Annotated in this window: 14 protein-coding genes, 5 pseudogenes and 1 other annotated feature; of the genes and pseudogenes, 7 read left to right on the forward strand and 12 right to left on the reverse strand. The window is 39.2% G+C overall.

Features of this window, described 5'->3' with window-relative positions; translation table 11 throughout:
• Positions 1–35 precede the first annotated feature (35 nt).
• Genes brxC through FTU72_RS09280 form a run of 4 tightly spaced genes read right to left on the reverse strand, consistent with a single transcriptional unit; the run spans position 36 to position 5,837 of the window.
• Positions 36–3,716 (reverse strand): BREX system P-loop protein BrxC, encoded by a 3,681-nt coding sequence (brxC, locus tag FTU72_RS09265; RefSeq protein WP_180052746.1) that lies wholly within the window; start codon positions 3,714–3,716, stop codon positions 36–38.
• Between the two features lie 40 nt (positions 3,717–3,756).
• On the reverse strand, positions 3,757–4,332 hold the full coding sequence (locus FTU72_RS09270) for a DUF1788 domain-containing protein (RefSeq protein ID WP_136143646.1): 576 nt from the start codon (positions 4,330–4,332) through the stop codon (positions 3,757–3,759).
• A 16-nt stretch (positions 4,333–4,348) separates the two neighbouring features.
• On the reverse strand, positions 4,349–4,960 hold the full coding sequence (locus FTU72_RS09275; RefSeq protein WP_136143647.1) for a DUF1819 family protein: 612 nt from the start codon (positions 4,958–4,960) through the stop codon (positions 4,349–4,351).
• Between the two features lie 10 nt (positions 4,961–4,970).
• Complete coding sequence (locus FTU72_RS09280) at positions 4,971–5,837, reverse strand: WYL domain-containing protein (RefSeq protein ID WP_180052747.1); 867 nt, start codon at positions 5,835–5,837, stop codon at positions 4,971–4,973.
• 208 nt (positions 5,838–6,045) lie between these two features.
• On the opposite strand from FTU72_RS09280, the gene FTU72_RS09285 reads away from it, so the two are divergent.
• Positions 6,046–6,375, forward strand: a complete 330-nt coding sequence (locus FTU72_RS09285) for a DUF4236 domain-containing protein (RefSeq protein WP_000506885.1) — start codon at positions 6,046–6,048, stop codon at positions 6,373–6,375.
• 131 nt (positions 6,376–6,506) lie between these two features.
• Here the strand turns inward: FTU72_RS09285 and FTU72_RS16565 are convergent.
• The 4 genes and pseudogenes from FTU72_RS16565 to tnpA form a co-directional block, all read right to left on the reverse strand.
• Positions 6,507–6,608, reverse strand: a pseudogene (locus FTU72_RS16565) (HNH endonuclease); the annotation flags it as partial.
• A 38-nt stretch (positions 6,609–6,646) separates the two neighbouring features.
• A complete protein-coding gene (locus tag FTU72_RS09290; RefSeq protein ID WP_005021600.1) occupies positions 6,647–7,879 on the reverse strand; it encodes an ATP-binding protein in 1,233 nt (410 codons plus the stop codon).
• 552 nt (positions 7,880–8,431) lie between these two features.
• Positions 8,432–10,087, reverse strand: coding sequence for an HNH endonuclease signature motif containing protein (locus tag FTU72_RS09295; RefSeq protein ID WP_180052748.1), 1,656 nt, complete (start codon positions 10,085–10,087; stop codon positions 8,432–8,434).
• 644 nt (positions 10,088–10,731) lie between these two features.
• Positions 10,732–11,130 carry an IS200/IS605 family transposase gene (gene tnpA / locus FTU72_RS09300; RefSeq protein ID WP_074382711.1) on the reverse strand — a complete coding sequence of 133 codons (399 nt, stop codon included), beginning with the start codon at positions 11,128–11,130 and terminating at the stop codon, positions 10,732–10,734.
• A 58-nt stretch (positions 11,131–11,188) separates the two neighbouring features.
• Between tnpA and FTU72_RS09305 the strand changes: the two genes are divergently transcribed.
• The gene (locus tag FTU72_RS09305; RefSeq protein ID WP_180052749.1) at positions 11,189–12,493 is read left to right on the forward strand and encodes an RNA-guided endonuclease TnpB family protein; all 1,305 of its coding nucleotides are present in this window, start codon (positions 11,189–11,191) and stop codon (positions 12,491–12,493) included.
• Positions 12,494–12,747: 254 nt separating this feature from the next.
• Here the strand turns inward: FTU72_RS09305 and FTU72_RS09310 are convergent, their stop codons facing one another.
• The 3 genes from FTU72_RS09310 to FTU72_RS09325 form a co-directional block, all read right to left on the reverse strand.
• The gene (locus tag FTU72_RS09310; RefSeq protein WP_257220261.1) at positions 12,748–17,994 is read right to left on the reverse strand and encodes a tyrosine-type recombinase/integrase; all 5,247 of its coding nucleotides are present in this window, start codon (positions 17,992–17,994) and stop codon (positions 12,748–12,750) included.
• Positions 17,991–18,662 carry a hypothetical protein gene (locus tag FTU72_RS09320; protein ID WP_180052750.1) on the reverse strand — a complete coding sequence of 224 codons (672 nt, stop codon included), beginning with the start codon at positions 18,660–18,662 and terminating at the stop codon, positions 17,991–17,993. Before FTU72_RS09320 ends, FTU72_RS09310 begins: the two co-directional genes overlap by 4 nt.
• Positions 18,663–18,839: 177 nt before the next feature.
• Positions 18,840–19,739 carry a LysR family transcriptional regulator gene (locus FTU72_RS09325; RefSeq protein ID WP_180031414.1) on the reverse strand — a complete coding sequence of 300 codons (900 nt, stop codon included), beginning with the start codon at positions 19,737–19,739 and terminating at the stop codon, positions 18,840–18,842.
• 102 nt (positions 19,740–19,841) lie between these two features.
• Between FTU72_RS09325 and FTU72_RS09330 the strand changes: the two genes are divergently transcribed.
• Complete coding sequence (locus tag FTU72_RS09330; protein ID WP_180052751.1) at positions 19,842–20,285, forward strand: CidA/LrgA family protein; 444 nt, start codon at positions 19,842–19,844, stop codon at positions 20,283–20,285.
• Positions 20,286–20,287: 2 nt separating this feature from the next.
• Positions 20,288–20,971, forward strand: a complete 684-nt coding sequence (locus FTU72_RS09335) for an LrgB family protein (RefSeq protein ID WP_166137095.1) — start codon at positions 20,288–20,290, stop codon at positions 20,969–20,971.
• 87 nt (positions 20,972–21,058) lie between these two features.
• Here the strand turns inward: FTU72_RS09335 and FTU72_RS09340 are convergent.
• Positions 21,059–21,139, reverse strand: a pseudogene (locus FTU72_RS09340) (type II toxin-antitoxin system RelE/ParE family toxin); the annotation flags it as partial.
• A 70-nt stretch (positions 21,140–21,209) separates the two neighbouring features.
• Here FTU72_RS09340 and FTU72_RS09345 point away from each other — a divergent pair.
• The 3 pseudogenes from FTU72_RS09345 to FTU72_RS09355 form a co-directional block, all read left to right on the forward strand.
• Positions 21,210–21,371, forward strand: a pseudogene (locus FTU72_RS09345) (IS1 family transposase); the annotation flags it as partial.
• A 15-nt stretch (positions 21,372–21,386) separates the two neighbouring features.
• A pseudogene (locus FTU72_RS09350) lies at positions 21,387–21,500 on the forward strand (transposase); the annotation flags it as partial.
• A 50-nt stretch (positions 21,501–21,550) separates the two neighbouring features.
• Positions 21,551–22,770, forward strand: a pseudogene (locus FTU72_RS09355) (IS3 family transposase).
• Positions 21,826–21,942, forward strand: a sequence feature (AL1L pseudoknot). Its footprint overlaps the pseudogene before it by 117 nt.

Raw genomic sequence — 22,770 nt, forward strand, 5'->3', positions numbered from 1 at the left:
AAATGAATTACTGATGCTGATATCCCTAAGCCCTGTTAGCGGATACGCACACGCTTTTTATCACTCACGATTTTTTTCAGTTCAGCTTTGAGTGCATCTACAAACTGATCCACTGACTCTTCTGTTTCCAGATAGACACTGCTGGAGGTTTTGCTGTAAATGCTAGCAACATCGACTTCCACCACCGGTTTCGGTGGCACTACGGCTGTCACAGTCTGTACCGGACTCGCAGCAGGTGTTGATGTAGCTGGGCTGGAGGTGGTTGCAGTGTTGGTTACACTCTCTGCTTTGCTCTGAGCCAGTTGTGCCGCTTTGGCCTGACGCTGGATTTCCGCCTGAACTTCGCTTTCCAACTCATACAAGGCTTCATCAAAACGCTCCACGGCGGTTTGGGTTTGCAGCATATAGATGGTGGACAGGCTAGTTTCCACTTCAATATCCGTTTTCAGCAGTTGTAGTGGGCGTAATAGCTTGTTACTCAGCTCAGCGCTAGCGATGCCACTGTTTTTAATCTCGGCTTCTAACTGTTTGATCTTGTCATCAATGTGTTCTATCGCCTGATTGCGCTTCTCAGTCAGCAATTGCTCATTGACGCTTTCCACTGTACGAACCAAATCAGCGACTTTATTTAACAGGCCATAGGGCGATTCAAGAGTGGCAATACGATGTAATTCAGACAGGGCTTTTTTTGCCACCTCATCACTGCCCAGCGCCTGTTTGTTTTTCTCAAAATGACGTAAGGCCTGTTGCAGTTGTTGCCAGCTCGGCATCTGGTTAGTGAAGAACTCATGAATATCACGATAATCTTCTTCCAGATCCAGATAGTCGTCCTTGTTCTCAACCACGGCCTTAAAGAAATCGAAGCTGTCGCTATTCGCCAGCAGACGTTCCAAAGTCAGAATCGATTTTTCAATCACTTTCTTGCCCGGGAACTGTCCGACATCAGTTTTACTCTTATACGACTTAAAGTTGGCTAACCAAGCCTTAAAATGCTGCAAATAGAATTCAAATAGCTCTTTCTCAGTCGCTGGTCCCATGGCCGAGAACAGTTCTTGGGTCAGTTGGCGTGCCTGTTTCAATACCTGATCATCAGTCTGGCGTTTTTTAATGATCGACACATCACGGCGGCGGCGGCTGTTTTGTAAAGGCTCAAAGGCATCTTTTAACTGTAAGCTGCCGCCATTTAACTGCAGAGAAATCCGCCCCATCGCAGCCAGCTGACCCACCAATAGTAAAATCTCGGCATCTGGCCAGCCATAAGGACGTTTGGCAAAACGATCCACCACATCTGACACCAGAATACGTTCGGTACCGGTTGAACGCAGCGAGATGTACTGTTCGACATCCTGTAGGGCTTTCGGGTTCGTCTGACCGCCATCCAGAGACAATCCGAGCTGCGCCATATCATCCACAGTCAAAACAGCGTTCAGTTCACGCCAGGCATCCTGCTGATAGACTTGCAGATAGCTCAGTTTGGTATAAGTGTTTTCCAGCAAATAACGACAAGCCTCATCCAGCTTGGTGGTTGGACTTGAAGATGAAAGTTGTAAATGTTGACCCAAGGCATAACTTTCCGCATCCAACAACATTTCTTCGACCCGGGCACGCAGGCGTTTTTTACGCTCCTGATTCTCACGGCCACGGTCTGCCAGAATACGGGAAATATCGGACTGAGTGCCATCATCATTTAAGCGGATGAATTTATTGGTTTTCAGCCAGGTGCGCAGTTCATTAAAGAACTGTTTATCGTCTGCCAGTTTAAACAGCACTTGTCCTTCGGTCTGAGTACTTTTACCAATACAGTAAGCTTCAGTGTAGAGGTTGTATTCCGTATCCAGTGGAGAAATGATTTCAACTTTCAAATCGCTCTCATACTTGCCATCCAGGCTATGGCTATCTAGGAAACGACCAATCTGATAGTCCATCTTGTTGGCTTGATGGCGGTATTTGTTCTGATCCCGCAGTAAATCTTTAAAGATCAGATTGGCTAACTCTTTATTTTCTTCTGAAGCTGCTAAGTCTGTGGCTTTAATTTTGCGGGTAATATCACGTTCTTCATTGGTCAGGAACAGGAACTCATCGCCATTACGAGTAATCAGGCTCTCTTTTTCCAGACGCAGCAGGCTTTCTTCAATGCGCTTGCGTAATGCCAGTTTGTCTTCGTCAATTTTCTCAATCGACAAAGTCACCAGGTTATCCAAGGTCCCTTTGATGATATCGACATAGCGGATCATAAACAGGGTACGCAGCATCTGCACATCAAAACCATCCAGGGTCTTATTCTGCCCTGCCTGGTCGATGGTACGCTTCACTGCTGTATCCAGGAAGCCTTCCACTGAAGTATAGAAGCGGTGGAAAGGAACCAGTGCCCCGACTTCATCTGTGGCAATCGCATTCGCGGCCATCTGGAACGCATCCAACATGGACCGTTCACCATAGGCCAAGTGTGCACCAGTCGCACCGACCTTACGGATTTCTTCAAAAACTTTTTGCACCAACTGGAAGTGATACGGCGCAAAAGGATAGTTATGGATAAAGCTGTCTGGACCCTCATAGTTCTTGAGGGTCGGGCCTGAACGGTCAAAGGTAATCTGGTTTTTGAGAATATCACCCTTTTGCTCAAACACCGATCTGAGCAATGCTTCTGCTTCTGGGGTTTTACGTAATAAACGTTTCTGGATGACTTCATCGGTATTTGAACTGGACAGCGATAACCGGGTTTTAAAACGTCCAGCAATCTTGGAGAAATCATTGGCTTTGGAAGAAGACATCTCACCTAAAACAGCATCGATGTCTGCCTGTGAGGTGACGATAATCCAAGCGCGGCCTTTACAGATCGTACCCAGATTTTCAGTAATGGTTTGTAGTGTCAGCATCAAGCGGGTATCGCTGCCAATAAACTGCCCCACTTCATCCACCAGGAACAATATCCGTTGCTGTGGTCCTTTGCTGTCCAGGTATTCTTTCACCCACTGACAGAAGTTTTCGACCGAAACACTAAAGGTCTGCTCAGAATCCTCAAACCATTTATGCGCAGCTTCAGCAGATAAGTTGAGGGCTTGGGAAATCGCGGTTTCAACATCATCCTGATAGAACTGATAGCCGTCACGCTCCTCTAGCCAGGACATGCCGCTGGATTCCTCAAACGCCTGTTTAAAGCGTTCGTAGACACCTTTCTGGCTCAGGTGACGTTCCATATGGGCAATATGTGGATGGTCAGCACTAAAACCCTGATACTCGTTAAACACACGTAAAAACACATTCAGGATTGGATTGCCATCATCATTGGAGCTGGCTTTACTGTCGATGTTAAACAGGATGACATCGGCATGATGGCTGACCGCCTTGCCAATATCGGCACGGATAAATGCATCGCGGATTTTAGTTTCATCAAAGAATTCTGCAGCACTGCGTTCGTTACCTTGCGCATCGCGTGCCACTTTATTGGCCAGAATATACGACAAGGTTTTCAGAAAATGTGATTTACCTGAACCAAAGAAGCCTGAAATCCATACGCCGACTCGGTTAGCAATCGAAGGATCGCTTAGGTCTGTGCCATAAGACTGGAAAAAGTCCCGAAAATGTTTTTCCAGTTCATTGGTGACCACATACTCATCGAGTTCCTGATAAACCGTAGTATTGTCATTCTGGTCTGCTTTTACGACCCCGTTAATCGCACGATCTAATGGCTTATAAAAAAGTTCTTTAATGTTCATCTCAATCAATTCCCCCGAATTCTTATTTCTATTTGCCGTGTTAAGGCACTAATCTGAATGCTCTGTAGTAATTATTGCTTGGAATTTTTCCAAATAAACTCATCGCTTGACCGTCGTAATAGCCTGGGTAAAACAGCACCACTGGCTTATGCCCCAGTAACGAATGCAAACTATTTAATAAGTGATGGGCACGTAACAGTGGCCAAACCGACCCTACCCCAGTCATCAACACAATATCTTGCGCATTGGTGGCATATTTACTCACCAGATAGGGCGCGAACTTATCCATATGCAGTGGGCCTTTCAGCGCTTTGAGCAGCGCATCATCGCCTTTGGCTTTTTGCATTTGAATGGCTTTATCGATGAAGTTACGCTCAGCCAGATAATCCACCACGGCTTGCAGCAGGTTGATATTCACCACCTTCAGCTGACTGTGTTTTTTCTCCAGCATCCCGTCTAGAAAATGCAGATATTCGCGCACTTTCAACTCATCTTCAGGTGCATAATCAAAAATCCAGAAGCCAATTTCATTGCCCAGTCCTTGCCCGGTGAGAAACTCGGTGGAAAGAATTCGCTCTGGAATCTGATTTAGACGCTCATGTATTTTTTGATTCATTGCTGCCCCTCTACAACTACCGCGTCCATAGCGACACTTCCATAGATCTTTTAATGCGTTGTTTATAATGTTCTTCCAACAGGCTACGCAGCTCTGCTCTGACGATCACACGCTGCAACTCCAACTTACGGGTACTTTTTAAGTAACCGGCTTCTGCCAGCATGCGAAATACCACCTGCCCCATTTTTTTCTTGCTGGACTCTTTCCAATCACAGATATCAAGATCGCGTTGTGAACGCTCATCCAGAAAATCTGACCAGATATAACTGTCCAGGTATTGAGCCTGAGAGATATAGGCCTCTCTCATCACCGTTTCCATAAACTCAAGCAGCAACAGGTTGCGTTCCAATGCGCCACAAAAAGCCACCTGGGTCGCCAGCTCATCATCCCCATCACGCAAAGCTTTCCAGAAATCAGGCTCTAAGCGCTCCAGACGCTTACGAATAGCGGTGGCATTGCGTTGAGCTGAGGCTGCGGTTCTTTTTTGCAGAATATTGTCAACCTGAATGGCCTGATGCCATTGTTCTGGAGTCGCCTCTCGTAATAACAGATCCGCGATCAGCCGGCTTTCACGCACCATCAGTGAGCCACCAATTAGGTCACTGTCATAATGAAATTGTTCTAACATAGCCAATCTCCTATGAAGCTTGATCAAACAGGTAAGACGACAGCTTTTCGATATCTGAACCTTGTAACACCAAGGGATATTTCAAGGCATCTTCCGCCTCAGCCAGCGTGATCGCGGCCTGATAGCGCTGCAAGGTATAGTGAGCCAGGGCTTTTTTCACCGGAATCTGTAATCTGCCATCAGGCATGCCGAAGTCTTTTTCGACCAGCGCTTTTTGAGCTTCATTCAATTTTGGATTAGGGATCAGCGTCAGTAGAATTTCTTCATGCCATTGCTGATCTTGAGCAGGGTCTACTGACTCAATCGCCACCACAACAGGTGTACGATCAATTCTGGAGAGTAAAAAGTCCTTAAACTGCTTGCTCTGATGGCAATAGGCACGGACATGCCAGCGAAAACCGGTATACACCAGGGTGTGTGGGGAAATGATGCGTTCATGCCACTGCGGATTCTGCATCGAGGCATAAATCATTTTTAAAGTGTTTTGGTTTCGGCAGGCACGCAAAACTTCCCGAATCACTTCAGGACGTACACTGCGATCAGGTAATTGAACTGCTGCAAGATTCGGTTCTGGCATCGCAATCAGGGCATGCGATTCACTAACCAAACCTGACAACATATTGAGATATTCATTGATATGCGCTGTAGTCAGTACAGGCTGGAAGCTGGCCTTAGGCACATAACCCTTGACGGAGGGGTCATGAATCAAGGCATCTGGGTTATACAGCGTATTGTAACGCTTGATATCCGCAGAAGCCTGCTGTCGACTGAGCCCAAACCAGCTCATTAAACGATTGGTAACCAAACGACCTTCCCAGTAAGCAAGCAGCTCGATCGCTCGCATTCGTAGCAGGACTTCATGCTTATCTGTCGTCATATACCAATCAGTCAATAAATAGCAGCTTTAAGATTACCCTACAGCAAATATACAGTAAACATTTTTGACGGTATTTAAAGGTAGTATTGCAATCATCAGATAAAAAATATACTAGTATCCTGATGATAGCCGTCAAAGTACGATCTCTAGCAGATCATGGATCCTGGTATAGCGCGTGAATTGAGCTAAGTTTTAGAATGAGAGCAATATGGGTTTTAGATTTCGTAAAAGTATTAAATTATTCCCGGGTTTTAAAATTAATCTGACCCATAAAGGCATCAGCAGTGCCAGCATTGGCAAACCTGGTGCTTCTCTAAATATTGGGAAAAAAGGTACGCGAACCAGTGTCGGTATTCCAGGTACGGGACTATCTTACTCTAAACACCAGCCTTACTCTAAAAAGACCCGTGTTCCACAACCGACATCGCTAGAACACACGGAATATAATCCTCAGAATTTAGAACAACCGAAGACAAAGATCTGGCCTTGGATTATTTTTGGAATATTGTGTTTTATGGTGGGTGCCGTCATTTTTTAGCAAGAACAGCATTGTATTTTAATCAAAAAAAATGCCCAGATGGATGAATGGGCAAACTAAGGAATTAATATCCTTCAGAAACTCCAGCGCAATTCTCGCTACTTTCAGTAAGCGACTCTGGCTCAATCATGATGATCTGACTCAATCGAGTCGAGGTAAATCAATCCATCACAAATGGAGCAGAAATTATGCTTGATCACACTCTTGGTTAATGCTGAAAAGTCTTTGAGTTTTAATTAATAAATAAGAGTATCCATGTCTACCCTCAACTTTACTTATTTTCAGATAGCAACCAATCGAGAGCACTCATTTTTACAATACCATTATAATTCGCTTCAGTCCCTATCGTGTCTAAGGTAAGCAAATACTTGGGATACGAATCAGAAATTTTCTGTAATGGACGTAACTCTCGGCTGAGTGTCTCCTCATTGAGCGTTTCTAATGCCACCTGATAATAAGTTAAATTCTGTAAAGTATCGACAGCAACAAAATCAATTTCATATTCATCAACCCGCCCTACATAGACCGTATAACCTCGTCTGACAAGCTCAAGATAAATCACATTTTCTAAGATATGACCTTGATCAGCATTAGCATCAGGCAACATAATCCGGCGCAATCCGACATCAACTAAATAGTATTTTTCAGAGGATTGTAATAACTCACGCCCACGTACTTTAAATTGTGCGGCACTATAAAATAGCAAACTGTCCTGTAAGCCCTGAATATAGCGTTTTACTGTTTCAAATGAGATTTTAACCCCGCTTGAAACAAAGGTATTTTTAATTTTATTGATGGAAATGGGTGAGCCTGTCACGCTTGCCAAATATCTTGCGACACGCTCGAGAGAGTTAATATCAGCAGTATTCAAACGAGGAATAACATCTTTAAACATTACACTGGCATAGACCGCTTGCAAGTAATCATAGGTTTCCTGCTGACTAGTCATGGCAAGCGTATAGGGGAAACTACTGTGCGTGTACATGGCATACAAATCACGATTGGATAATTGTTGGATGATCGGATTATTTTCAATATGCCACTGTTTAAACTCTTGGAATGAAAGGGGTAAAACATGTTGCTCTATATAGCGTCCTGTGAGTAAAGTCGCAAGTTCTCCACTCAGAAAGAATGCGTTTGAACCTGTAATATATAAATCGATATAATCTCGAACATATAAAGAGTCGACTACTTTTTCAAAATTAGTAACATGTTGTATTTCATCTAAAAAAACATAGTTTTTTTTACTTTTATCAACTTTGGATAATACATAATCATGTAGTTTACGGTAATCGGTGAGTTCTTCAAATTCCATAAATTCGAAGTTGATGGCAATGATGTTTTCGGCTTGTACACCCTGTGCTTTTAGGTCTTGTTGAAACATCGCCAATAAGGTGGATTTTCCAGAGCGACGCACACCTGAAAGTACTTTAATGACATCACGGTCTTGCCATGTATTCAGAAATTTTAAGTAGCCATCACGTCGAATATTAGCGCTTCTCATTATTCACACTTAGAATCTAAAGTTTTAATAAATTCTATCAAATTTTAGAACGTATATGTAAATATATTTAATTTTAGAAAAAGTTTAAAGTTTAAGTGAAACATTCAAAACTACTGTTGAAGTATGCAAACAGCAGATTTGATGAAAATCCAAATTCTGTCTTTTTGATTATTTTCCATGTCATGTTATGTCATTGATGCTGCGACTTAACTGCTATATAAATTAAGTGAAAAGTAAAAGGAATTAATATGTTAACTAGAGTGGAACTCATTTTTGTGGTGCTGATGGTGTCAGGCTTAATCTTGATTGCTTATGAAATGCTAAAAGGTTTATTCTAGGGCATCTACACATGATTTTTGATCAAAAAAAATGCCCAGAGAAGGATCAATGGGCAAAACTAAGGACCTTGACGGTCATTCAGAAACTACAGCTAGCTTCTAGCTATGATTCTGCACTTAATTAAAAAAAGCTACACTGGCTGAATGTATCAAAAGTTAAATCATGTGATTAATCATTGATACATCTGCAAAAATGAGATCATCGCTCTGCTGATCAATACAGTAATTCACCAAACAAATCCGCTCTAATCTCTTCCAGACTCAGATCTGATTTCATTCTATTACAGATGGGATGAACCAGCAGACCATTCTCTAGAACACCTTGCCCACCTACGGCTTTGGCAATCCGATGATCCGATTCAGTAGAATCAAGATAGATCAATCCATCACAAATGAGGCAAAAGTTATGATTACCCACCAGAAAATTGTGCTTAAGCAGACTCTTGGTTAATGCCGAAAAGGCCTTGGGCTTTGACCGAGAAATTGGACTAATCGACTCCACATATCCCACCACATGCTTGACGACTGCATCATCATAACCACCCAAAAATCTTTCGACATAAAACTCGTTAAAGTTTATGTACTTGAAGGCCTTAGACATGGACAGAATAAAGGTATTCAGGCATTCCTCATCATCAAAATCAACTTCCATTTCCAAGCTTAAGCAAATAAAGGCTTTATAGACAATTTGTAGCCGATCATAGCCCTTGATACCACTGCCGAACTTGCCGACCGTTTCAGTGGTCGCCACGGGGAAATTAGCAATCAAGAACTCAATACTACGGCGTACCCGGGTGAAGTCTTTGAAACTAATCGTTCGATGATGAATCTGCATGAGGCTTTCATGAATTTCATACACAATTGAAAACCATGCAAGAAAAGAAGTAATCTGAAAACGCTGGTCCTTATAAAAATATAAGTATGGATGAAAGCCCAAACTCGGAACCCCAGTATTTTTTACAGGCGTCGCTATTCTGCAAAGAATGGTCAACAGATGCGACATCAGGTTTTCAACGCGTTCCCCCTGATTCAGACTCATAATATTATGAATCTGATCACCAGCAATGATATTCATCAACTCATTGACCAAGCCAATTTTTTTGCCATGACTCATTTCATTGTCTAATAAAATGGTCGAAAAAAGGAGCTGGTGGATCCTCTCCCCTAACTCAATCAGCTCATTTAAACGTGTATATTGGAGCTCTTCCAAGTTAGATTTATTGTCATTGATATAACAACAGGCATAGATCGCATAATAGGCGTCACTCCCGCGACTTCTGAGATGATATTCCTCATATTTATCTAGACGTTTAGTATCTGAGTTAATCGATTGAAATACCCGTCGCGCATCTTCCGGAGTTCCCAGTACCTGCCTGAAACTGATTTTAATATCGCCTAATTTCGATTTTTTTTCTGCGAATTCGGCATCAGTACAAATTTTTTGAAAATCAGCAAGATCTCCTAAATAATTGCGGAGGTAACGAATATCTTGTTTTTGTTGATCATTGAAATTAGGTGCTTGAGGGACTTGCTCATCCGCAAAATATCTATTAATCCACGCATAGATACAGGAAAGACGATGTGCTCCATCAATAATGTAAATATTGCCGTGTATATCTTTCCAATACAAAATGCATAAATTGATGTTTTGATCTTCTGTGCAATCCTCAATAAAGTTTGCAATTTCTTGCACGCTCCAACATTCCGTAGAACGCTGGTTATCCGCCTTAAATAAACATTTGATGATTGGATGCTTTTCAAAATCAGTCAGTGCCACTTCAAAATTGTCACGCTGCATTGAAGGTGACATTTCTTCTGGCAACATAACTTTACGCTGAATAATATTGGTCAATAATCGTGTTGGACCCATTTTTATTTTCTCCAGACAACACTGTCCTACTTTCGCTCAAGTACGAAATTTGAAAGTGTATATAGTTCGATTTGGTTAAAGCGATGAATTAAATGACCGTCAATATTCAGTCAGCGCTAACAAAAGAAACCTAAGAGAAATGGGTACTTTTAAAATGATATTTTTCATATTGTAATCTCGTTGATCAATGTGAATTTTGCCAACATCTTTTCCACGAGATGGTGGCAAACCAAATAGGGGTGGAAATACCGCTCAACGAAACGGCCAGTCATAGACTGCCCTACTTGGCCTGCCATAAAGCATTGCCATGCAGACACAAAAGAGCCACTAAAAGTGACTCTTTAGCACGTTGAGATGCGGGTTTCCACGCCCGATTACAGATTTTGCTGTAACGTAATTATCATATGGGTATCTTTTTCTTTGGTCAAACCAAATTAGAATTTTTTTATTCATTTTTAAATAAAAAAATATAAATCGATAACATATGGATCAAATTGAAAGCAAAGAACAAATCAAAGTCGCTGATTCCTAGGCCCCTTAGGTTGAACGATATATGCTTAGGCTATTTGCACAAGGAAGGATGCTATCTTTAAGTGAAAGAGGACTCCACCCGACAGTCAGGGTGGAGGTGAATTTCACAGATTTTAACCTTGTTGGTTTTGAATGTATTTCTTAATAATATCTAAGGGCGCACCACCGCACGACCCTGCAAAATAAGATCGTGACCATAAAACAGGTTTTGCATAACTACCACGTAAATCTAAAAATTCATTCCGCATTCTTCTGCTTGTTACCGATTTTAAATTATTCACCAACTTACTAAGCTGAACAGTTGGTGGGTACTGAATAAGCATGTGAACATGGTCAGCCTCACCATTACATTCTTTTAGCTCTGCATCAAAATCTTTGCATATTTCGGCTACACACTCACTAAAATACTTATGATGTAGATCATTTAGAATTTTCTTTCTATACTTTGTAATAAATACTAAGTGTACGTGTAAGTTAAAGGCTGAATGGCGGTTTTTATAGATTTCAGTCATTGTTTGATTGTTCGTTTAATGATAGCATTTGATTATATTAACACATACATACTCATTTATGAAAATCAACAAAGCGTATAAATTTAGGCTTGAGCCTAATGCAGAGCAGGAGCTTGTTTTAAACAAGTTGCTTGGCTCTGCACGTTTTGTTTGGAATCAAATTTTAGCTGTATCGTTCGAGATGCTTGCTAATAATGAGCGAATCAACAAAGTTAATTTAGTCAATAAAATTCCTGAATTACGAAAAAAACCTGAGTGTGCTTTTCTAGAAAATAGTTCAAATGGCGTTTCACTTCAACAAAAAGTGCGTGATCTTGGTGATGCCTGGGGGAAGTTCTTTGACCCGAAAGAACAAGCCAAGTTAAAGCAAAAACCATTTAAAGCCAAAAAACCAAGATTCTTTAAATTGCCTGATGGTCGTGAAGTCCAACTTAGACCACTCATGCCACGATTCAAAAAGAAATCTAATGGCTGTGATTCCATTCGTATTGTTCAATTCAATAGATACTGTTGGGTTAAAGGCAACCAAGTTAAGTTACCTAATGACATTGGCGTTGTGAAATTCAGAAAATCACAAAATATTGTGGGTGAGATTAAGAACGTCACAATCTCCAAGCATGTCGGGAAATGGTATGTGTCATTTGGTGCTGAAAATACGGTAGAAGCACCAGTCCATCCATCGAAATCAGCCATTGGCATTGATTTAGGTATTAAAAAGTTAATTACAACGTCTAGTGGTCAAGTATTCGACCCGATCAATAGTTTCAAGGCCAATCAAGTAAAGTTGGCTAGGCTTCAGCGCAAGCTGAGAAAGAAAAACAAGTTCAGTCAAAATTGGAAAAAGCTGAATCTCAAGATCAATACATTACACCATCATATTGCCAATATTCGGCATGACTACTTGCACAAAGTCACCACAACGCTCAGCAAAAACCACGCAATGATCGTAGTTGAGGACTTAAAAGTAGCCAATATGTCGAAGTCAGCGAAAGGCTCAATCGAGAAAAAAGGAAAGAATGTTAAAGCCAAGTCCGGCTTAAATAAATCAATCCTGGATCAAGGTTGGTCAATGCTTGTTAATATGTTGGTGTACAAACAGCAATGGCGAGGTGGTTTACTCGTTAAAGTTGACCCTAAATATACAAGTCAGACTTGTAGTTCATGTGGTCACGTTGCAAAAGAAAATAGGCTCACTCAGGCAAACTTTAGTTGTGTCGAGTGTGGCTTTAGCGAGAATGCAGATATTAATGCTTCTCGCAACATTTTAGCGGTGGGACACACCGTTTTGTCTGTCGAGGGAAGATGCGGTAAAGATCGCCCTGTGAAGCAGAAAGCAAGTGAAATCCGTGAGGAAGTCACCTAAGAGCTTTTGCTTTTAGAATCCCCCACTTGAACATCGTGAAAGTGGTGGGAGTATGTCAAACGGCTTCTAGCAGCATATTAAATGCAAGGTATGATGTAGTCAGGTAAATGATATTTATGCACACGTAGCTGTCTTGAACAAATTCACAGAATTTGGCTGCACTTATACCCAAATTGTCACTTGAATTTAGCTCAATTAGGGTAGCGCTGTCTTTCAAAACTTTATGTAATAAAGCGTGCGTAAGTCATATTTACTTAAATTCTGATATGATCTCTAATCACCAAATATCGTACACTCAACCATGCTAGTACCCATCGCACGGCGCTTAATGACGCTTGTTGAGACATAATTCTAAAATAATCATATTTATTATGTTTCATCACTATCGGAAAAAACTGATGTTCTGTAAGGATTGAAAGCATAGGTTCATCCTCTGCCGTAAAATGCATCAATACTTTTGTTACATTACTTTCATACAACCATTTTTTTATTAACCAATTATAAGTTTCTGATTGGTTTTGTTCTAAATAATCAAATCGCTCTAAAATCTCTTGTGCAGAATTAAAATCTACAGCACTGAGTAATTCAGGCAAACGTGCTAACTTTCCTTGTGTCGATAATGGATGTCTTCCTATATTTGAACCACGTTTACCTGACGGAATGTTTGCCATCATAATTAAAGCTTTCTTCCAGGACTCAATATCTAATCGTGGCTGCCCCTGCCCAGAAATAAGATACCGCTCAATATCTTCAAACTTTTGAAATAATTCGTGTTTAATTACTTTTCCAGTCGAATTCCCTCTTTTTTGAGCATAGATGACCCACCTCTGACTTTGTCTTTTTTTGAGTACATATTTTTCGATGGTGTCTCTCAACTCATATTTTAGATTACCATTCTGTTGATGAATCGCTTGGAAATGCCTGAATAAATTACTCCGACTCATGACTCGCTTAAAAAATGCAGTATGTAAATTGGGTTGCTGTTGTTGCATGCTATAGGCATAAGTAGCCAGAAATAAGATATGAACATAATGCTTTAATGTTGTCGATTCATGTAAATGTCCAAGCACTCGACTAATCGCCTTAATCCCTTGCCCAACCTGTCCTTCATTGCCTACTAGCGTATTAAATTGCTCATTCGATGGCATCCAATTTTGTAGCCATGGCAATTCTATCGTGAGCGCTTTAAAATCCACCACTGTTTGCAAACACTTTAAAGTATATGTACTTGCAAACGTATGTCTTAAATGATGTAAGCTGAGATCAACATCTCCAGTGACTTTCTTTAATATTTGAGATATTTGAGCAAAAAAAGGCCTATGCTCACTATTCTCATCAGACATTAATATCGAATATTTTTTATTCTTATAAATATCATTTAATCCATTTTGAATCGTCTGACTTAATAAATTCATCGGAACAACACGTTCTGATCCAAGTGTTTTTAACTGATGCTCACCATAAGGACGAATTCGGAGCATATCCTCATCAATATCTAAGGGCCGTAAATGAAGTGTCTCTGAACGGCGTACACCCATCGCTGCAGATAAACGAAAATGACGCTGAATCTCTAGACGTAAAGCAGCATCATTCACCCCAGATTCTACAGATTGTAATATTTGAACGATCTGCTGCACTTCATTTTTTGAAAAAACTTTAGCACTTGCTTGATGCGCTGTACGCTTGTGTAACTTTATACGATTATCATTTAACTGAATTAAAAAATCTCTAAAGCGATTCCACGCAGCGAGATGCTTGCGGTGTGGAAAATGCTCTTGCGTCAACTCCATCCATTTTTGAAATACATCTTCATCAATCTGGCTATCTTTTGTTAAATCTTCTGAAAACCCCAATATACCTGCACTGACGATGGCCAAATGTAGGTGAATCATATTTCGATTCTGTTGACTTAACTCTTCTGCTTCACAGCGTCGAATCAACCATTGCACAAAGTTCGTTAATAAATTGACTGAGTCGTGATTCGTTTTAATATTGGCGAGCTGTTTAAGCCAAATGCTTGATCTAGACTCATCTTTTAGCTGCTGAACTATCGCCAAAATATCAGACAAATGTAATTGCTCATCGTCTATGTCTATTTCAATTTCTGGCTCAGTACGATCTAAACCTATGGTTAATTTTTCATATCCAGATAAGCGTAATAATTCATTTATGGAAAGATCTTCAGTCAGAACTTGGCCTGATATATAACCTGCAATCAACGGAGTGCTATTGAGCATCACATTTTGCTGTAAAGCTTTCAACCATTGAGCTAACGATAGAGTTGACTTAAACCCGATTTGCTTTAAATATCTATTAAAACACTTTTGCCAAGCTGTTCTTTGTTGATTTCTTGACTTTCCTAAAATCTCATTTAATCGGGGCTGTAAATACTGTCGGTCTACTAAAATTAATGTCGAGACATAAGGACTTAACAGTACTGTCCGGCGTATCTTCGTCACAGATCGATCATTATTCACTGTCAGCTCAACGAGCCGACTATTCCCCATAGCGACTATATGTTGATCAGAAGCAATAAACTCCAACATCGCTTGTAAATGGCTTACTCGGCACAGTTGCGAATACAGGGACAGTACAACCAGCAAACGTCCTATTTCAATATCACAATTTTGATATTCAGGTAAATGTTCTAAATCTCTCTGAATAAGAGCAAGTAAGTTCTGTTCAATATAACACCAGATACTAAAATTATTTTCAGATGTCAGCCATGTGCGATTCGCTTGTTGAGGAAGCTGAACGAATAAAGGAATTTTAGTTTTATCACGAATATAAGCACAATATGCCTTGATCGCTTGTGGCAAATCAATCTTTGAATTTTTAGCTAAATTAGAAGCCAATACATGTCCAAGCTCTAAAGATACTTGAGGCTCAGGATTTCCTTCAAAAATCAACTGACAATAGGGCTCATACTCAGAGTTTTTCAGCCATTCTTTTACATCATTTTCTGAATATTGTATTCTCGGCTTCGTCTCTACTTGAGCTGTTTTAGTCTCTTGGGTTAAAACAAATGTTGGAATATGCTTGATTTTAAAAAAATCAAAACCTTCAAGACATTCGAAACCTAATTGTTTTTGCAAGTTTTCTTGTACATCAAGCCACTGTTGTTTAAATGTTGATACAGGAAATACTGATAACATATCCCATGGATAACGACCGCGCACCCAGTGCCCAAGTCCAGCATCCTTGAACCGTCCAGATAACTGATTATCATCAGAGCGAACCAGCTTCCGTGCCCAATTTCTGACTAATCCTTCAATCTGAAGAGGATCACAAAGTTGCACAGCATAAGATGATAAATCAACACGTGGTTCAACTTGATGTCCTAGCATTCTCATCAAAGCACGTAAAATTTGAATCTGTCTGATCAACGCTCCCGTCAATGGCACATAGCGATCGGTTGATTCATCTGGACGATGTTTATCTTGAATCAATGCCCAACTTTGCTGACTGATCCACTTTGAAAATGGTTGCTTAATCCCTCTTCCTGCAGTGGCAAGATTCATCCATAATTCTGTATACAACGTTAAGTTATCAAAGAGCATCTGCCAATCTTTCTGTTCGGCAGCCTGATTTATCGTTGTTTTTATGCGTGTAATTTCATTTTGTATTTCAGCAATCTTGATCCCTGTCGGGCTACCCACACGTTCACTAGAAGAGTGTATATATTCAGGAATATCAATTTTTATCGTTCTTAAACAATCCGCCCATAACTGTTCAAGTTTCTTTTGATCAAAAGATGCATAATGAATCAAGTTATCATAATTCAGACCTGATGCATTCGTCACTGCTTTAACGACAGCTAAATCACCTTGGCTATGCTGATATAACAACTGCGGAAGAACATCTTTAATACTTTTGAGGCTTATTTCTAATTCTTTAGGCACACTATTAATAAGTGTTTTCACTTCGCGCTCAACTGCGAGTTGACGGGTTTTAATCGCAAGATTTTTTACTTGAGTAATCAAATTATTGAGCTCATTTGGTAAAACTAAATGTAGTCTCTTGGTCCATGGCACATGAAATTTAGATTCTTCTGGCTTTATTTTGAGTGTTGGTGTACCTGCGAAAACACTCAATACATATGCAGATAAAGTATGATCATACAGAATAGTAATATTATGCTGATCAGTGTGTTGATCATACTGATCAGCAATATTGTTCTGATCAGTATTTTGACTAAAATACGGCGCTGTTAACTCACTCACCGAACGTCCTGTAAGTAAACTCAATATTAAAGCTAATTTTGCGCGTAGAATTAAGCTAGTATCAGCCTCACATGGTCGACATAATCTAAATACTTCTTGGATCGAATTTAATGACAATTTCCATTTGGTCCAAACCAAACCAACATTTGCAGCTTCAAGATGCTGAGAAACAGACTTAGAGGCATAAAAACCTCGAATTAAATCGGATTGTTCTGCCAAAAAAAATGTAAATAACGGCTCCAATGGTGTTTCATCTTCTTCAATATCATCATACCCAAATACATCAGTGACCAGACCACGATGTATTTCATCCATATCCTCCAAAGGTTGGATGGCAATACTTAATGAGCCGTATCGTTGCAAGATCAGTTTTTGATGCTTTACCCCTATACGGTGTAAAAACTCTCGACGTTTTTTCTTATTTTTTAGTGAATCATTTCGCCAAATTTGTGATAAAAACAGCTTTAATGCATAAAAAACTTCCTGTAATCGCTTATCTTTACAAACAGCGGACATTAGATTAATCAATTGTTTTGGTTCGTTATTGATCAGTAATTTTTCGACTAAGCGCTTATTTTTATAGACAGCGGACATTAGATTAATCAATTGTTCCGGTTCATTATTGGTCAGTAATTTTTCAACTAATGGCTTATCTTTACAAACAGCGGACATTAGATTAATAAATTCTTCCAGTTCTTTATTGGTCAGTAATTTTTCGACTTGTTCTAAAATATCCTTATAACTTGGATCACCCAACAGCCTAATCGCTAAAAAGGCGTTATAGACACGAGAGCCTTTTTGATCTTTCAGCTTTATGCGTCCATCACCATTTAAATAATCACTATAGAGCGTTAAAGTATGTACCTTTTGTTGATAGTGAAATATTTGCTCTAAAAACCAAATGATTAAATTATCAAAACGCTCATTACTCTCAATTCGGCCTGCTTGAATCAAGAGCAAGTCACAAATTCCGCTGTCTCCAGTGTATGGACGTAATGGCGTGGGTGTATGTCTATTTCTATCTATTGTTCCTGAGAAAAAATGTGAATGTTCTGGAGATTCCTTTAATGTACTAATGATCTTTAACGTATTAAGCTCATCACGAAATTCTGATAATTCATCATCCCCAATCAATGTGAAGATTCGCTGACAAATGACAACAATGCCAGCTAAGCTATAGTGTGCACGCAACAAAAATAATGCTTGGATCAGTTGTTCTTTTTCTATATTTTCATTCTGATTAATACATTCTAGGAGCTGCACCAAATACTCATTCATGAACTACTCCGAATACGATAGACCCATGCCTTCTTCCAGTCTGTTAAAGCTAAAGCAACTTCTGCAGTTGGTGCCGCACAAACAATTTGCTGCTGATGTTTTTGATAAAGTTCCTCCAATTGAGGTAAAAATACAAAAAAGTCAGCTAAATGAAAATATGGTTGCACAGATTTTCCAAGCTCTTTTACTTTAATTTTTTCTAATGGCAAAATCTTTTGGGCGATATAGCCTGCTAAAACATTTTCGATTAAAAAATTACCACTCACCACCGGTGGTGCCCAATCAACCAATTTTTGAACAAAGAAAATCGGCAGCTGTTTTAAAAAATGCTGTGTATTTAAAAATAAAATCATTTCTTCTAGATCTAAATGCTTTAGTCGAAGTTGCTTTGCAACCACCATCTTATTCTGTGCTTTATCCACTTTAGCCCAGTGTCTTCTTTTCACACTGTTCTTTAGAGTTTCTACATTCAATAAATCCCTATCGACAGCAAGCAGTAACTTACGATATATCGCGAGCAGTAGTAAGGCTTGATTTTTAATTTTTTTTGAAGACTCACTGCTCATTTCCTCATTGAGTAACATCATTTTCAAAACTAAAACTGGGCATGGTTTTTCAAACCTACCTTCAGATATTGTTAATGCATCAATGAGCAATGGTGTCATCATTTTTTTCTGCACAGGTAAATTATTTTTAGCGTTACAATAATAGAATAACACAGTCCCAAAATTAACAAAATTAATTCAAATAGATTTTATATTTAATAAAAAAATATTTGATTTATATGATTTATTTACTAACTTTGTTTTTATACTAAATCAAAAACTGGTTGTAAAAGCATTGAACTAAAAGTGAATTTTCTGTTTATGATCTTTTACAATATTTAGCCATGCTCTAGTTGCAGGACTCATTGCTATAGTCGTATTCCAGGCCATACTTAAAGTCCAATTTAAACCTGGATTTTCCAATACGGCAGTGTTGAATTTTTCCTGATCTAATTGCTGGCAATATATTTGAGGAAGTAATGCGATTCCCATATTTGATTCAACCATTTTTGCAATAAAGTCCCATTGACTGCTTTTACAAACAACTTTAGGTTCAAAACCTACTGTATTTGCTGCTTTAATAATCATACTATTCAAAGTAAAGGTATCAGAAAATAATAGAAAGGATTCTTCTTTTAATTCAATCAAATTGACAGTTTTCCTATTTCTCCACTGTGAATCTTTTATGGATAGTAAGCACATTGTTGAATCAACAACTGGGATTGACGCAAAAGTCGGTCGAATATTACCAAGTAAAATACCAACATCAATACGTTTATCTGCAATTGCTTCCTCAATACTATTTGAGCCTACCTCTAAAAAACTAAGCTGTATATCCGGATGTTGCTTATGAAATAAGGCAATAAGTGAACTAAATAAGACAGAACCTAATGGTGGTAAACCTAAAGTCAGTTTACCCTTTTTAAGTAACTTAACTTGCTCAATCGTGTTATAAATTTTTTCATGTTCTGACAGTATGTTTAATGCATGCTGATAAATCAGTTCACCTGTATAAGTCAGTACGACTTCACGTTTTCTTCCTGCTTCACCTTTTTTAAATAGTGCTGTTCCCAACTCTTCTTCTAAGCTTTTAATGATCTTGCTTAAAGTCGGTTGCGTCATAAACAAGCGTACTGCAGCTAAACTAAAACTCTGGCTATTAACAGTTTCAACAAAAATTTTAAGTGATTTTAGATCCATAAATTATTCCAATATAGAATAATATTTATAAAATTATTCATGATTTCGCATATGTACAGCATATAAAATTTACATTATCTTCAAAATCAAGCTGTGATATCAATGCCTGTACAAATCGAACATCCGACCCGATTTAAATATATCAGTAAAATCATTTTGCAAATCAGTTTATTACTTGCTTTCTGGTGGATTGGCAGCATACTTCAATCCTTATTTAAACTTCCAGTATCTGGTGCAGTGATCGGGCTTTTTATTGTTTTAACAGGTTTATTGACTGGATTTTTTAAACTCGAATGGATCAAGAGTGGCTCCGATTTTATTTTAGGTGAGTTGGTTTTATTCTTTATTCCCTGTTTTGTTGGACTAATTAAATATAAACATCTTTTTTTAACAGAAGGCTGGCAATTAGTCTTTGCTGTTATTCTGGGCACCATTTGTGTCATGGTGGTTACAGCATATAGTGTACATCTTGGCTTTCAGTTTGAAAATAAAATCAAGAATAATCGCTCCCAATCTCTGCGTAATATAGATCAGGATGGAAAATAATCATGACTTTAATCGCCATTGTTTGTCTGATTTCAACTTTACTTTTTTATACTGTCGTAAAAAAAATCCATCAAAAATATCCTTATCTGATTTTATCACCAGCGATACTACCCCCTATCCTTCTGATTATTTTAATCTTATCTTTGAATATATCCTATGATACGTATATGCAAGATAACCAATGGATTGTCTGGATGTTAGGCCCTGCAACAGTCGCCTTTGCCATTCCAATTTATGAATACCGTGAAATAATCAAAACACATCTACTTTCTATCAGTATGGGCGTGGTGATGGGGATGCTAGCAGGAATGATCAGTTCATTTTATTTGGCTAAGCTGTTTAATTTTGATCAGTCAACAACCTACAGCTTAATGGCGCGTTCCATTTCGACACCTTTTGCAATGGAGTTGAGCAGTCATATAGGTGGCTCTGTCGAACTGGTTATTTTGTTTACCATGATTACTGGTGTTATAGGTATGATCATTGGTGATATTGTGCTAGGCGCCTTACCGTTAAAATCTCATTTTGTCATGGGTGCATCTTTGGGCAACGCAGCACATGGATTTGGAACGACTAAAGCCTATAGTCGTGATAAAGAAGAAGGGGTGATTGCCAGCTTAACAATGGTACTTGCTGGTATTTTTATGGTTTTGGTAGGTCCTTTTCTGGTTCATCTGCTTGTATAGTTTGGTTCTGTCGTATTAAGGAATTTAGCTACATTCAACATAGTGGTGATTATATGAATGCAAAAATGCGAGCTTATACCTCTCATTTTAGTCTTTAATTCGCTTTTTCGCTTCGTCATAAACTATGCTATCAGCTCGTTTTCCAACGGTATTCAGCAAGATAACAACCTAATCATCTTCGGTGGTGTTTCAAAAAGTATGCTGAAAAAAACAGGTTGGCTTTTGATAAGATAGTGAGATGCAAATAACACTAGAAATCAAATGTCCAACCTGTCTAAGTGACGGTGTAAAGAAAAATGGCCTCAAAATATATGACAAGCAAAGCTATCAATGCAAAAACTGCAAGCGTCAGTTTATTGGTGATCATGCTCTTAGTTATCGAGGTTGTCATTCTGGTATAAATTGTAGTGTTCCGATGAAAGAACCCAAATATACCCCTGAAGAATTCAAAATTGAAGCAGTAAAGCAAGTTACTGAGAAAGGTCATAGTGTAGCTGAAGTTGCTGCACGTTTAGGGACCACCACCCATTGAACCGTACCGGGTTTGTCGGAGAGTCAATATTCTGAGAGACTATCCCGATGACAAAATTAAAATATACCCCCGAAATTAGAGAAAGAGCGGTTCAATTATTGATTGAATCTGAAAAAGATTATCCTTCTACTTGGGCTGCAATCACAGCAATTGCGCCTAAGATTGGTTGTACTCCTGAAACACTTCGTGCCTGGCATCAAAAGCATTTAGATCAGCAAAATCCTATTAAAGTACAACAGATATCTGATCAAGAAAAAATGAAGCAAATGGAACGTGAAATTAAAGAATTAAAGCGTGCCAATGAAATTCTACGTAAAGCAGCCGCTTTTTTCGCCCAGGCGGAGCTCGACCGCCCACACAAATAATGGTGGATTTCATCCATAACAATAAAGATCGATATGGTGTTGATGCGATTTGTAGGATTTTACCGATCGCAGCTTCAACCTATTACCGAACTTTAGATCTCGCTGACAATCCAGAACATCGAGCGAAACGAGATCTACATGATGAGCATCATGCTGAACAAATTCAACGAATTTGGAAGGAAAGTTCAGGTCGATATGGTATGCGTAAGGTCTGGCAACAATTGAAACGTGAAGGTTATGTTATTGCACGTTGTACAGTTGCTCGATTGATGCAGAAGCTAGGTATACAAGGTGTTTGGCGTGGTAAGAATAAACAAACCACCCGTAGCCGAGATGATCAAAAAAGAGCAGATGATTTAGTGAAACGTAATTTTAGAGCTGATCAGCCTAATCACTTGTGGGTTGCTGACTTTACCTATATTCAAACTCATTCAGGCTGGGTCTATACCGCCTTTATTATTGATGTGTTCTCACGAGCAATTGTTGGATGGAAAGTATCTACACGGATGAATACAGATATAGTGCTCGATGCATTAGAGCAAGCATTGCACGATCGAGGCATGCCAAAGAATGTGATTCATCATTCCGATAGAGGTGTTCAATATCTTTCTATTCGCTATACCAATCGTTTAGAAGCTGCAAATTTACGAGCATCATTCGGTACGACTGGTGATTCATACGATAATGCTCTGGCTGAAACGGTGAATGGCTTATACAAAACAGAGGTGATTGAATATTTAAAAGCAGATTGACAAGGTTTAGCAGATGTACAACTTGCGACACTAAACTGGGTAGATTGGTTCAATAAAAAGCGTGTACACAGTGCACTGGGTTATGTATCGCCTTTTGAGTTTGAAGCAATGTACTATGATAAGATTAACCCGTTAGGTCAGGTGGCCTAA

The sequence above is a fragment of the Acinetobacter sp. YH12137 genome (assembly GCF_013418535.1).
In the GTDB taxonomy this organism is placed as follows: Bacteria; Pseudomonadota; Gammaproteobacteria; order Pseudomonadales; family Moraxellaceae; genus Acinetobacter.